This window comes from Nostoc sp., from assembly GCF_036917095.1.
Lineage (GTDB): Bacteria > Cyanobacteriota > Cyanobacteriia > Cyanobacteriales > Nostocaceae > Nostoc.
Genome location: NZ_JBALFH010000049.1, coordinates 185,410 through 197,704 on the forward strand (window position 1 = coordinate 185,410; position 12,295 = coordinate 197,704).

The 12,295-nt window shown below is 41.6% G+C and carries 13 protein-coding genes and 1 pseudogene; 4 read left to right on the forward strand and 10 right to left on the reverse strand.

Annotation, left to right across the window (positions count from 1 at the left end):
* Positions 1–19: 19 nt before the first annotated feature.
* On the reverse strand, positions 20–286 hold the full coding sequence (locus V7L01_RS30455; RefSeq protein ID WP_335041552.1) for a TM2 domain-containing protein: 267 nt from the start codon (positions 284–286) through the stop codon (positions 20–22).
* Positions 287–718: 432 nt separating this feature from the next.
* Entirely contained in the window at positions 719–994 is a 276-nt protein-coding gene (locus V7L01_RS30460) for a TM2 domain-containing protein (RefSeq protein ID WP_335041554.1), read from the reverse strand.
* A gap of 274 nt (positions 995–1,268) precedes the next feature.
* On the opposite strand from V7L01_RS30460, the gene V7L01_RS30465 reads away from it, so the two are divergent.
* A complete protein-coding gene (locus V7L01_RS30465; protein ID WP_335041556.1) occupies positions 1,269–1,478 on the forward strand; it encodes a hypothetical protein in 210 nt (69 codons plus the stop codon).
* A gap of 313 nt (positions 1,479–1,791) precedes the next feature.
* Here the strand turns inward: V7L01_RS30465 and V7L01_RS30470 are convergent, their stop codons facing one another.
* Positions 1,792–3,366, reverse strand: coding sequence for a CPBP family intramembrane glutamic endopeptidase (locus tag V7L01_RS30470; RefSeq protein ID WP_335041558.1), 1,575 nt, complete (start codon positions 3,364–3,366; stop codon positions 1,792–1,794).
* 145 nt (positions 3,367–3,511) lie between these two features.
* On the opposite strand from V7L01_RS30470, the pseudogene V7L01_RS30475 reads away from it, so the two are divergent.
* A pseudogene (locus tag V7L01_RS30475) lies at positions 3,512–3,787 on the forward strand (hypothetical protein); the annotation flags it as partial.
* A 179-nt stretch (positions 3,788–3,966) separates the two neighbouring features.
* On the opposite strand, the gene V7L01_RS30480 reads toward V7L01_RS30475, so the two are convergent.
* The 7 genes from V7L01_RS30480 to sufB form a co-directional block, all read right to left on the reverse strand.
* A complete protein-coding gene (locus V7L01_RS30480; protein WP_335041560.1) occupies positions 3,967–4,164 on the reverse strand; it encodes a type II toxin-antitoxin system RelE/ParE family toxin in 198 nt (65 codons plus the stop codon).
* Between the two features lie 126 nt (positions 4,165–4,290).
* Positions 4,291–4,923, reverse strand: coding sequence for a Uma2 family endonuclease (locus tag V7L01_RS30485; protein WP_335041562.1), 633 nt, complete (start codon positions 4,921–4,923; stop codon positions 4,291–4,293).
* A gap of 10 nt (positions 4,924–4,933) precedes the next feature.
* Positions 4,934–5,533, reverse strand: coding sequence for a hypothetical protein (locus V7L01_RS30490; RefSeq protein ID WP_335041565.1), 600 nt, complete (start codon positions 5,531–5,533; stop codon positions 4,934–4,936).
* A 103-nt stretch (positions 5,534–5,636) separates the two neighbouring features.
* A complete protein-coding gene (locus V7L01_RS30495; protein ID WP_335041567.1) occupies positions 5,637–6,899 on the reverse strand; it encodes a cysteine desulfurase in 1,263 nt (420 codons plus the stop codon).
* 14 nt (positions 6,900–6,913) lie between these two features.
* Entirely contained in the window at positions 6,914–8,284 is a 1,371-nt protein-coding gene (gene sufD / locus V7L01_RS30500; protein WP_335041568.1) for a Fe-S cluster assembly protein SufD, read from the reverse strand.
* The gene (gene sufC, locus V7L01_RS30505) at positions 8,284–9,075 is read right to left on the reverse strand and encodes a Fe-S cluster assembly ATPase SufC (RefSeq protein ID WP_094351745.1); all 792 of its coding nucleotides are present in this window, start codon (positions 9,073–9,075) and stop codon (positions 8,284–8,286) included. Before sufC ends, sufD begins: the two co-directional genes overlap by 1 nt.
* 104 nt (positions 9,076–9,179) lie before the next feature.
* Positions 9,180–10,619, reverse strand: a complete 1,440-nt coding sequence (gene sufB, locus V7L01_RS30510) for a Fe-S cluster assembly protein SufB (RefSeq protein ID WP_099103157.1) — start codon at positions 10,617–10,619, stop codon at positions 9,180–9,182.
* 450 nt (positions 10,620–11,069) lie between these two features.
* Here sufB and sufR point away from each other — a divergent pair, with 450 nt between their 5' ends.
* Together sufR and V7L01_RS30520 are read left to right on the forward strand one after the other, a co-directional pair.
* Positions 11,070–11,753: an iron-sulfur cluster biosynthesis transcriptional regulator SufR gene (gene sufR, locus V7L01_RS30515; protein ID WP_335041570.1), complete on the forward strand. Its 684-nt coding sequence runs from the start codon at positions 11,070–11,072 to the stop codon at positions 11,751–11,753.
* A gap of 79 nt (positions 11,754–11,832) precedes the next feature.
* Positions 11,833–12,093 carry a hypothetical protein gene (locus V7L01_RS30520; RefSeq protein ID WP_229470514.1) on the forward strand — a complete coding sequence of 87 codons (261 nt, stop codon included), beginning with the start codon at positions 11,833–11,835 and terminating at the stop codon, positions 12,091–12,093.
* Positions 12,094–12,295: the final 202 nt, after the last annotated feature.

Sequence of the window (12,295 nt, forward strand, 5' to 3'; positions counted from 1 at the left end):
GGCAAAACTTCAGAGGCAATCAAAACCAGCCTTTCTTCCCGACAATGTAAGTATTGACGAATTCTCCATCAGTTTTGGTTAAGTACAAGATACCCTCAACCAAACCGATAATCCCCATTATTGCCCCACCAAAACCAAATGTGAGTATGGTAACAAGCAGCATGATCAGACCTTCGGTTTTGTAACCAAGAATAAACTTGTGAATACCTAAGGCTCCTAACAAGATAGCGCAGATGCCAGCTGCAACTTTTTTGCTGCTAGCATCACTGGGGTTGGTATTAGACACTGTGAAGCAGACTCCTCAACTAAAAATGACATGCTCAATTCTAGTGTAATTATTCTTACTTAGCATCTGCATATCTCTGACAGCAACAAATTGTCAAATTTAACCAATTTAGAGGATATAGGACAATACAGTTCAGTTAAGCTTTTTTCTCTCCCCCTGCAACGCCAGCCTGCCTTAACAGATAAATATGCTTAACCCAAGCGTATTAGGATATAGGACTCCAAATTTTCTTTTTGAAAACATCCTGAGACTAAAAAGCCAGTTTTATCTATTCAAAAATCAGACAGGAGTCCTATACCTCTTTCCCTAAGCTCGAACTGCTCTCAGTCAGAAATGCCTTCTCTGGTAAATGTAAGCATCGAAAAATTTGTTTCAAAGATACACTCAAGAGATATAACTTCACATACGAACCCAAGTGTGAAAGATAAGTTTCTAAAACCAACCCTGCTTATTCACAAAATAGGTATTTACAAATTCTTCAGGGGACTTATTCAAGTAGATCATGCCTTCAATTAAACCTACAAGTTGCATAATTATTAAGGAAATGCCGTAGGTGAATGAACCCCCGACTACAGAAACCACCAACATGATAAAGCCTTCCGGAGCGTATCCGAGAATAAACTTATGAACTCCAAATCCTCCAAGGATAATGCCACAGTAACCAGCTAGAAGTTGTTTGGTAGGGTGAGTAGGGTTGAGATTTGCCATATGAGTGCTGCTCCTTGATAAGTGAGGTATAAAATAAAGTCTTTATTGTCATGAAAGCAAGTAAATGTATTTGCTTAACAAATAGAATTTTAATTTTTTCAGTATGAGTAAGCTCTAAGACGAATAATCAAAATCAGCGTGCTTCTATTCCAGAGGGACGCTAAAATACCTTGCGGTATAGCCTGAAAATCTGACGCTTAATCACCTTTGATGCATTTAACGATCGCAAACCCTGGTGCGGCAGTTTTGCAGATTTTTAGATAAGACACTTATCTTGAGAAGAATTAACCTCAATAATCAGCAAAAGCTGCTATATACACCACTTTTTACAAGTCCATCAGTATTATTTCCGGATGTTTTTTGCGTAGGCGTAGCCCGTCGTAGACATCGCTTCGGCGTGAAACGCCATCGCACCAATGACAAGACTATCTGTGTGGTTAGTGGGAATCTAGAAGCGCAACAGGCATCTTCTATATCTTTCTAACCCCTTTTTAGTTGCCAATTCCCACTTCCATCAGCGCAAAACGGAATTGCGAGGCAATTTATTACAGCTGAAAATGGTTCGGGAAGACAATTAACATCTCGAAAATGGCTAAAATCACCCGAATGAGAATAAATGCTTAACTAGATAGTTTGTTGCCTATATTAACAGCATTCTTTGATTTGCTTTTGCGATTATCTTAATTGGGTTTTCAGCTAGTATTTATGCTTACAACCAAATTATGACTAGTAATTTGTTCTTACTTATGGAGATAAAAGCAGATATTTCTGTTTTGAGCAACAGTACCGTTATAGCATCAATTACTACCTAAGACAAACAAACTTAACAATGTACCGCTATTCCAAAGGCTGTGGAGGAGCATGGGAGCGAGGAGGTTGCGCGATCGCGTATAAACTACCCCCAACACAATCCCTAATGCGGTCAGGGGAAGAATTTCCGACAAGCTGAGGTGAGCGATCGCAAACAACAAACTACTGATCAGAATCGCTCCCCACACGGGTAAGTAGCGAGTTAGAGAGGGTAACAAAAAGCCGCGAAACAGAATTTCTTCAAAAAATGGAGCTGCGATCGCAGCTGTGGAGAAAAATATGCCAAGTGCTACACCATCTTGGCTTTCCAGCGCTAATTGCAACAGGGGATTACTACCACCTTGCCCTTGCCATAGCTGTTGATTAATCAAAGATACCACCACAACTATAGGTAAAGCCGCGCAATAGCCTCCTAGTCCCCACAAAAACCAGTTACTTTGAAAACGGAAGCGAAACCAAAATTCTGGTAGTGGAAAAAAGCGCTTAAGAGAAAAATACAGCACTACCAGCGCACCTGATGCTACCAGTAAGTAACTAACCAAAACATAAAAAGCTTGAAGTCGCACATCAGCGACGGGACGAGGGATAGGGAGCAACGATAGCACTAAAGGCACAAAAATTTGCCCCATGAAGAAAAAGCCTACGACAAAAACCTGCAAAATCGTTTCACCATCCCAAGGCGTTGACCAAGGAACATCAGCATTTTGAGCTAGTAACGAGGCTTTTCCTTTCACCAAGCGTTGAGCAAATAATAAAATCAGCAGTATTAGACCAATTAAAGCTGCCAAGGTCGGAATAGTGCCAATAACTGCTAATTTGATCGCTGCTTGAGCAGCAGTTTCTTGTTGTGCAGCTTTAACTGCTGATAAAGCGTCTTGTCGTTGCTGGAGTTGGTATAGCTTAACCAAAGCAGTAAAGCGAAACCAACCTTCTAAATTCTTTTGAATCGATTCTTGAGGATTTTGGAGGAGACGGGGAGGATTGCTCCACAGTCCACTCAATACAGCAGCAGTTTGTCCAAATTCTGGATTGATATCTGAACGTTGTTGTAATTCGCTCCAAGTTTGAAGAGCTGTATCCGTCTGTCCTTGCTGTGCTTGTAAAATTCCTAGGCGCAAGTCTAATTCAGCCAGTAATTTTTGTAATTGCTTGAAAGACTGCTGTAACTGTTGCTGTCCCTGTTTAGAAGTTTTAGCAGTCGGAGGAACATCCGGTAAAGGTTTAGGAGGTATGGGAGTGATTTCAGATTGAGAGCGTAATTGTGCAAGTTTATTGTTAACTTTGTCTAAATTAGCTTGAACTGATTGACGCGCCTCTTCATACTGCTTCGTAGCACTTTCCAGGGGTTGTTCGCCAAGTATTGCTTCTCGAATTGCCTGGAGATTGTTATCGCTGCTATCTTCTGATTGCCAAGCTTGGGCTTGTAAAGCAATATTGGTTTGGTACAGTTCTAGGCGACTTTGAAACTGAGGTTCTTGCCAACTACCGAATAAAGACGAAACTGCCAATAGAACTGCTATCGGCGTCAGCACAAAAATTAAAACCAACCGCTTGAGTGTCATCTATCCCCCTTTAACTGTCCAGTGGGGAGCGCGTCCCCCTTGGGAATTATCGCAATAAAAAGTCAGAGGTGGATAGATATCATCAATATTATAAGTTTGCTATGAATGTGCGTAGGCGTAGCCTGTCGTAGACATCACACCCACCATGCTAAATTACAACCCATTGCACTGCTTACCCTCCGCCGAGGATCTGCCCGATTCTGACGATGAACCTGTGGATAATCAACTACAACATTTGATTCCTGGCTTGCTAGAAGCCATCTTAGCTTGGCTATGGACTAGCCGGATGGATTGGTTTTTTGGGGTTGATATGGGGATATATTACGATCCCGAATTACCGCCGATTGTGCCTGATGGATTTTTAAGTTTAGGAGTCGAGCGAGTTTTTGATGAGAACTTGCGTTTAAGTTATGTGTTGTACCACTGCTGAACAACGCGCTCAAAGGCTAGCACAAGAATTACGAAAGTTGGGGATAGATCCAGATGCTTTGAGTTGATTTTGTGTGGTGCGATCGCTTTGATTACACTATTATTAATGGCTTATTTGAGAACAGGAATTATAGATGCTTCAGGTGATTGTAGGCGAGAACATAAAAGCGTTCAAATATTCCTGCTCTGCCATTGTTTAGGATTACGTTTGACGTGGTAACAAGCAATGACAGTGATGACATCTTCTTCTACAACATAAATAACACCATAGGGAAACCTACGTATTAATAATCGCCGCGTTTGTCGATACACCACTGGATAAGCTGAAGGGTTACGTCTGATTAATGCTAAACAGCTATCAGTGGACATCGGCGTTGGAAAGCGGTGCTATTAATAGATTATCTGAGAACCTAAATACAATTAAAAACTCAATCTAACCCTAAATATTTTTTATAAAAAAGTAGCTAGTAATTATATTTATAAAGAAGGCATAATTTACCCTAACTTTTCTCTCAACCAAGCGCGAAATGATTTAAGCAAAGCAATTTCCCCCATACTTTTACTCTGCTCAATAAATTTGCTTATCTCACTCACTGATACTATAGGAAAGGCAATACTAAACTTACACTCGACATATTGCCCCTCTATCAACTGATAAAATTTTAAATTTTGCCCATCATATCTCCAAAGTTCAGTTACACCCAACGCTGAATAAATACCCAATTTGTTAACTGAACTACTGGTAATATCAATCTCAATTGCTAAGTCAGGCGGCGGATCATTTTCTAAATCTAAAGTTTGCTTACCCCTAATAGCTACTTCATTCTGGATATAGTAGCAAGTATCTGGTTCTATTCCCCGCTTTGATATTTTCCGCTTCAATGTTGTAGAACCAGCACTTCTAATTTCAATTCCTAATTCTTCAGCTAAAACTAGAATAAAGCGGTCAAATTGAATTTTGGGGTTTTCATATTCAAAAAGTGGTGTCATAATTTCTAAAACACCGCAATCATAAGCAAACCGAGAACCTCTATCTTCACCTGTATCTCTCAGCAAGGCTTCAAAGGTTTCCCAGCTAATGTTCTGTAGCACTGTTCTTTGTTCAGCAGGCATTGACTTGACAAGCATATTACAATACTTATTCTGTCAGGATGTTAGACAAAATCCCGATAATTTTACCTATGTCATTAATATAATATTCGCTCAAGTCAATTTCAATCACTTGCCCAATGAGTTTCAAAAACTTCCAGTTAGTTCCAGTGGTGACGATTCCATAAATTGTCTGAATGTTATTACCCTCACATTCATTAAACAATTTAGCTGCTAACATTTCTGCTACACACTGACCTAAGCCTGCATTGATATTTTCTTTCTTAGCTTCTACAATTGTGATAACTGGTGCATTTAGAACTAGTAACTCTGGTGAACGGCTAATAATAAAATCGCAATTTCCATTTAAACCTTGTGCTGAATCAACTGTAAAATCTATACCAGAAAATAAACTTATTTGATTATTTAAATATTTCCTTACAGCAATTAAAATAGGCGCAATAATCATCTCTGAACGGGATTTTTCAGTATTACTAGCAAGAGCCAATGGTACATTTTCTCGCAAGACTTCTGCAAGTAATGGTGGACACTCTACTTCATGTAAAGATGCAAATATATCAACTTTATCAGAAATAGTTAGGCCAAAGGTTTTTCTAACTCTATCTAAAGTAAAGTCACTGTATGACACTTTTGTTGCTCCTGTAAAAAATCCAGATAATTAAATTGTGCCAACTATTAGCAAGATATGTTGCTGATATTTGGCACAATTACTGTCTGAATATTTTGTAACTTTAAGCAAGGAAACCTGCAAAAAAGTCGAGAGTTTCTTTGAGTGCTTTGATGAAAATATCAATTTCCTCGCGGGTGTTGTAGAAAGATAGACTTGCTCGTGCGGTTGCAGCAAGACCTAAGTAACGGTGTAATGGTTGTGTGCAGTGGTGTCCAGAACGGATAGCAACACCTTCTTGATCTAATAATGTAGATAAGTCGTTAGCGTGAACTTCTCCGGCGGTAAATGACGCAAGAGCGGCTCTACCTTCACCTTTTGCATTTGGTTTGGGGCCGTAAATTCTAATTTGGGGAATTTGCTCTAATTGTTGGAACAAATAAGCTGTTAATTCTGCTTCATAGGCGTGGATTTTATCCATGCCGATACTGCTAAGATAATCTATCGCAGCACCAAGTGCGATCGCTTCTCCAATTGCAGGTGTACCAGCTTCAAATTTATGCGGTAATTCTGCATAAGTAGAATGGTCTAAATACACCTCTGCAATCATCTCACCACCACCAAAAAATGGGGGCATTGATTCTAACAATTCTAACTTGCCATACAGAAATCCTATCCCAGTTGGAGCGCACATTTTGTGACCGGATGCTACCAACCAATCACAATCTATTTTTTGCACATCGACAGGGTAATGAGGAACACTTTGGCAAGCATCAACTAAAAATTTAGCACCGTATTTGTGTGCGATCGCACCAATTTCTTCCACCGGGTTAATACAACCTAAAGCATTAGAAATATGCACCACCGAAACTAACTTTGTTTTTTCGGAAATCAGCTTTTTAAACTGTTCCAAATCAAAAGTTTCTTCTGGTGTTAATTCTACGAATTTAAGTACTGCACCCGTTTTTTGTGCCACCAATTGCCAAGGCACAATATTACTGTGGTGTTCCATCACCGACAGAATAATTTCATCCCCAGGCTGCAAATTATTCATTCCCCAGCTATAAGCTACTAGGTTAATCGCCTCACTTGCGTTGCGGGTGTAGACAATTTCCTGACGCGATGCAGCATTGATGAATTTGGCAATTTTATCTCTAGCACCTTCATAAGCATCAGTAGCTTTAGCACTTAGGGAATGGGCACCGCGATGCACGTTAGCATTGTATTGCTCGTAATAATCCCGCAAGGTATTTAAGACGAACAAAGGCTTTTGCGATGTCGCAGCATTATCGAGATAAACCAAGGGCTTCTCATTGACTTCCTGATGCAATATCGGGAAGTCAGCGCGAACTTTATCAGCAAGGGTTTTGGTAGGAGTGAAAGTCATTGGTAGATTAGTTATTACTCATTAGTCAGGGACTTGAGATTATTCACTGTGTTTAAAAGGATTTCTCGCAGAGAAGCAATTGGTATTTGGTTGATGACTTCAGCAGCGAAGGCGTTAATTAATAACTTCCGAGCATCGTTTTCATCAATTCCGCGACTTTGCAGATAGAATATTTCGTCATCTTCTAATTGGCTAACAGTAGCACCGTGAGCGCATTTGACATTATCGGCAGTAATTTCCAATTGGGGTTTGGTATCAACTCTGGCTTTAGACGATAGCAGCAAATTGCGATTCAACTGGGATGCATTTGTTAACTGCGCTAGTTTGGGTACAAAAACTTTACCATTGAACACCGCATGAGCGCGATCGCCTACAATACATTTATGCAATTGGTCACTTGTACCGTGAGGATAGTTAAGTGCGATCGCACTGTGAGTATCAGACAACTGCTTACCAGAAATTATCGTCAAACCGTTGAGAGTAGTTTGTGTCTGCTCACCAGTTTGCAAAATCTCCAAATTGTGCCGTGACAACTTCGCACCTAAAGTTATGGCATGACAAGTATATCGGCTATCACGAGCTTGTGCGATCGCAGTTTTCCCAATATGAAAAGCCTCTGCACCTTCCCACTCAATCCTAGTGTGGCTCACCTCAGCATTGTCACCAACCCAAACTTCCGTAACCGCATTAGTTAAATAAACTCCGTCCTCCGCGCTCTCTGCGCCTCTGCGGTTCGCATACTCTTCAACCAACGTCACCTGCGAACCACTTTCCGCCACCACCAAACAACGCGGCTGCGAAATCGTCGCCGTCTCACCCGCAACCGAAATAAACACCAAATGAATTGGCGTTTCAACTACCACATTCTTCTTCACCCACACCACAGCAGCATCAGTTATCCCAGCCGTATTGAGAGCCGTAAAAACCTCCTGCGCTCCCTCAGCTTGAGCTAAATACTGCCGTACACCCTCCTGCTCAACCGTAGACAAACCAGCCAAATTACTCACCACAATTCCAGATGGCAAATCTGAAACTGCGGATAACTCCGGCGCAAAAACGCCATTAACAAATACCAAACGACTATTAGCCGCTTCTGGCAAAATATCAAATTCTAGAGACGCAAAATTTCCCGTCTCTACATTAAATTGCACCTTTCGCAGAGACGACAAATCAGTAAATCGCCATTCTTCCTCGCGGGTAGTCGGGATAATCGAGTGGCGTACCCAATTAGCAGCACTTTGGCGTAATTCCTGCAACCAACCTTCTGTTTTATTTGCCGTTACCTGATTTAACAACCCAGTCAGATAATCATCTCTATCTAACATCGATGTCAAACTGACTGCATTTGAATTAGGTATTGCACTAGGAGATACTTGAATATTCATTACACACCCACCTCAGCAGCAGCAAATTCTTCCAGCACCCAATCATAACCGCGAGACTCTAATTCCAGCGCCAGTTCCTTACCACCACTCGTAATAATCTGCCCTTGTGCCATCACATGCACAAAATCAGGCACAATATAATCGAGTAATCGTTGATAGTGAGTAATCAAAATTGTAGAATTTTCTGGAGTTGCCAGTTGATTTACCCCATTCGCCACAATTCTGAGTGCGTCAATATCCAAACCCGAATCAGTTTCATCCAAAATTCCCAACTTTGGTTCTAGCAGCGCCATTTGCAGAATTTCATTCCGCTTCTTCTCACCACCAGAAAACCCTTCATTCAAACTCCGACTGAGAAAACTGGGATTCATCTTCACCACATCCAGCTTTTCCTCAATCAAATCGTCAAAATCAAAAGCGTCTATTTCTTCTAAACCTTGCGCCTTCCGACGAGAATTGTACGCCACCCGCAAGAAATCCAAATTGCTCACACCCGGAATTTCTAACGGATACTGAAACGCCAAAAATACACCACTTCTTGCGCGTTCCTCCGGTTCCAACTCCAACAAATTTTGTCCCTGGAAAATCACCTCACCACCAGTCACCTCATACGCCGGATGCCCAGCCAACACCTTAGAAAAAGTACTCTTACCAGAACCATTCGGCCCCATGATCGCATGAATTTCACCCGATCGCACCTCAAGATTCACACCCTTAAGAATCGGTGTCCCATCAACATTAGCCGTCAGATTCCGTACTGACAGCACAACTTCACTATTTTCAATAATCATCTTCTCTCCCTTCTCTCTGCGCTCTCTGCGCCTCTGCGGTTTGTCATTCTTCCAAAAAGATAAACACAGAACGCCGATGTCCCTGTGTTTATCCTTGCTTCCATTTATCCAACACTGCCTTCCAACTTCAAACTCAACAACTTATCAGCTTCCACAGCAAACTCCATCGGTAGCTGATTGAAAACATCCTTACAGAAGCCGCTAATCATCATCGAAATAGCATCTTCCGAAGAAATACCCCGTTGAGCAAAGTAAAATAACTGATCTTCCCCAATCTTAGAAGTAGAAGCTTCATGCTCCACCTTCGCACCGTTATTTTGCACCTGAATATAAGGGAAAGTATTCGCATGGGCATTATCCCCAATCAGCATTGAGTCACACTGAGAATAATTTCTCGCCCCTTTCGCCGTCGGGTTAACTTTCACTAAACCCCGATAGCTATTACTAGAATTACCTGCGGAGATTCCTTTAGAAATAATTGTGCTGCGGGTATTCTTACCTACGTGAATCATCTTACTACCCGTATCAGCTTGCTGCTGATGATTTGTCAGCGCCACCGAGTAAAACTCACCCACAGAGTTATCACCCACCAACACACAGCTAGGATATTTCCAAGTAATTGCCGAACCTGTTTCTACTTGAGTCCAGGAAATCTTGGAATTTACGCCCTGACACAAACCGCGCTTGGTGACAAAGTTGTAAATACCGCCTTTACCATTAGCATCTCCAGCGTACCAGTTTTGCACAGTGGAGTATTTAATTTCGGCGTTATCGAGAGCCACAAGTTCCACAACGGCGGCGTGTAGTTGGTTGCTATCATACATCGGTGCGGTGCAACCTTCGAGGTAAGAAACATAACTACCTTCTTCAGCGACAATCAAAGTCCGCTCAAATTGTCCCGTATCACCAGAGTTGATGCGGAAGTAGGTAGATAGTTCCATTGGGCATTTTACGCCTTTAGGAATATAGACAAAAGAACCATCGCTAAATACAGCGGCGTTCAAGGCGGCAAAATAATTGTCAGCGATGGGAACAACGCTACCCAAATATTTTTTAATCAGTTCTGGGTGTTCTTGCAACGCTTCCGAAAACGAACAGAAAATAACGCCATCTTCCGCTAGCTTTTCTTTAAATGTAGTGGCGACAGAAACGCTATCGAAAATTGCATCAACGGCGACATTTGCCAGCCGCTTCTGTTCAGATAGAGAAATGCCTAACTTCTCGAAGGTTTCTAAAAGGGTTGGATCGACTTCATCCAAACTGTTTAGTTTTTCTTTCTTGCGTTTTGGCGCTGAATAGTAAATGATATCCTGATAATTTATTGGCGGATACTTGACATTCGGCCAAGTTGGTTCCGTCATTTTTTGCCACTGGCGATAAGCTCTGAGGCGGAAGTCCAGCATGAACTGCGGCTCGTTCTTCTTAGATGAGATCAAGCGAACAACGTCCTCGTCTAGTCCACGCGGAATAGTGTCGGCTTCAATATCTGTAATAAAGCCGTACTTGTAAGGTTGGTTGACTAAGGTTTTGACAGTGGCACTCATCAGTAATAATCTCTCGTGTTCTGAACTCTTTTAGGATGGGAGACGGGCTGCGGCTAACCGATTTCCATCTCCCGTTACGGAATGGTTACACGCCTGCTAGAATAGTGGTGGAGAGTAAAACAACAGCTATGTTGTTTAATCTATCTTCATTTTACGCTAAATTAACAACAACAATGTTGTCTAAGTCAAACAATTTTGGATTTTAGATTTGCAATTTTAGTGAAGCAGCGCGGTCTTGGGGGTTTCCCCCATGAGCGACTGCTGAACCCGAAGGGATTGAAACAGACCACAAGGGTGCTTGGCTCAAGGATTTTAGATTGACGATAGCGTAGCGGGGCATATACCAGAAAACTTTTTTAATCCAAAATTCAAAATCCAAAATCGGCACAGTCAAATTTTCCAAGAAATTAATTTTTGGGGCGTTCGCTGAACGTCTCGCAACACATGAAGATGGCGACTACCCACCAGTCCTCAACCAAGCAAGATATCCTAGAATATCTGCACAAACACGAAAAAGCAACGGCTTTGGAGCTAGCTGAAGTTTTAGACGTTACCCCCCAAGCTATTCGTCGCCATCTAAAAGATTTGGAGACGGAGGAGCTAGTTTTGTATTCGACATCAGTACAGGCGGCGGGGATGGGGCGGCCGCAGCATCTTTATGAATTGAGTCGTCAAGGACGCGATCGCTTGCATCGAACAATGAGCGATCGCTTTGGTGATGCAAGCGGAAATTTTGCGGTTTCGTTGCTAGACACCTTAGCCGAAACGGTAGGACACGACCAATTTAAATCGATTTTAGAGAAACAGTGGCAGCGCAAAGCCAAAGAATACCGCGATCGCGTCGGTAACGGTTCACTGCGAGAACGTGTAGCCAACTTAGTAGAGTTGAGAAAAGCGGAAGGCTTCATGGCGGAGTATCACCCTGTTGATGTGAATGACTGCTTTGAGAGCGATCGCTTTATCTTAATGGAGCATAACTGTGCAATTTCTAACGTTGCCGAATCTTTTCCGAGTATCTGTGGCCACGAATTAGAAATGTTTGCAGCCGTCTTACCTGATTGTACCGTAGAACGCACCCACTGGATTATTGATGGCGAACACCGTTGTGGCTATTTGGTAAAAATTCGTCATTAGTCTTTAGTCTTTTTTTTAATAACTAATGCTCCATACCCAATACCTAATAATCAACTAAATTTGAGATAGCATTTCATTTATGGATGTACCACCACAGCAACCATCAACACAATTTTTAACCCTGGAAGAGTCAGCAAAAGTAGACGCTGCCTTGTTGTCTTCCCCAGAAAAGTTTTTAACAAGATTGACAATTTCATCACTTAAGCTTTTGAAGCATATCGCCCAAGAGTACGGCGTTGCTATTGAAGATTTGACAGCACAGCAAGTAATTGCCTGGTTTGAAAAAGATGGCAAAATTCGACGCGAACAAGGCATTGAAGGTTCATATCTGAAATGGTGATCTGCGGTAGGAAAGTTTTTGTTGAATTTACTTATAAAAAATAACCATACATAATATCGCGCTTATAAAAAACAGAAATGTTTCTTATAAGCGCAATATGAAGAAATAACTGGAGTTTAGACTAGACAGCAAGAAAAGACTCAGCAACGCTGAGTTGAAAAGAAACAGACTTCAGATATGAAAATCTACAGTACTAAGCAGA